Origin of the sequence: Anaerofilum hominis, from assembly GCF_014287275.1 — a bacterium.
Lineage (GTDB): Bacteria > Bacillota > Clostridia > Oscillospirales > Ruminococcaceae > Pygmaiobacter > Pygmaiobacter hominis.
Map to the genome: position 1 here is coordinate 1 of NZ_JACONZ010000016.1, position 927 is coordinate 927.

The following is a 927-nucleotide window of genomic DNA, read 5'->3' on the forward strand; positions in this document are numbered from 1 at the left end:
TCCAGCGCCTCGACCAGGCCGTTGAATTTCGGGATGATGACCTCCCGCGGCAGCTCGTCCAATATCCGCTGCATCTCCGCGGAAGAGACCCCCGGCGTGTCCGGCCGGCCCACGTTCCCTTTTCCGTTGGTGTCGGCTTCGGTGATCTTCTCAAACGCCATATTAACCTCCTTTGTAATGCCCCGTCTCCACAAACTCCAGCGCAATGGAATCCAGCGCAAACGGCTCATTCAGCTCCCCGTTTTCCACCAGAAATCCCGCCTTGTCCACTTTCTTGATCCGGATCTTGTCCCCGATCGTGCGGGGGCTGTCGTCGTTCGAGTAGGTGAACTTCGAATAGGTCAGGTTCGCATAGCTGAAATACCGCGCCGTCGCAAAATCGCGCAGCAGCTCTTCCCACAGCCCCTGTACCCGTGCCAGCGCCCGGAAGCCCGTCGCGCTCGCGCTGGCAAGCCCAATGTAAAACCGGCTGAACGTCTTGTTCCTGTAAAAGTTCTTCCCGAACACGTCCGGCGTGCGCCAGCAGGCCCTCACCGGCGCGCCGTCGTCGCTGTAGCTGGTCAGCGCGCCGGGCTCGGTGCAGAACCGGCACACCTTCCCCTCCGCCGTGCCAAACCACAGCGCCCCGTCCTGCTCCCACAGCACCCGCGCCGGGATGTTGGTGCAGTAAAAGCCCGCGTATTGCCGCGTGGAGTAAGGGGCCGACCGGTCGGTCTGGGTCGCCTGCAGGCCGTCCAGGATGTAAGCGTGCCCATTCAGACACAGCCAGTACATGTCCTTGTAGACAAAGGCGAACGCGTCCTCCAGGCCCCGCTCGCTCAGCAGCGCCCCGTTCAGGTAAAAGCTGCGCAGATTGCTGATCTTCTCCCCCGTGATATCCTGGCTCGTCACCGCATACACCCCCAGCCGCGTCAGAAACAGCGGCTC

The 927-nt window shown here is 62.1% G+C and carries 1 protein-coding gene; it reads right to left on the bottom strand.

The annotated features are described in order from the left end of the window. Positions 1–162: 162 nt before the first annotated feature. On the bottom strand, positions 163–927 hold a 765-nt coding region (locus H8S23_RS13840; RefSeq protein ID WP_186888943.1), incomplete at its 5' end, for a hypothetical protein.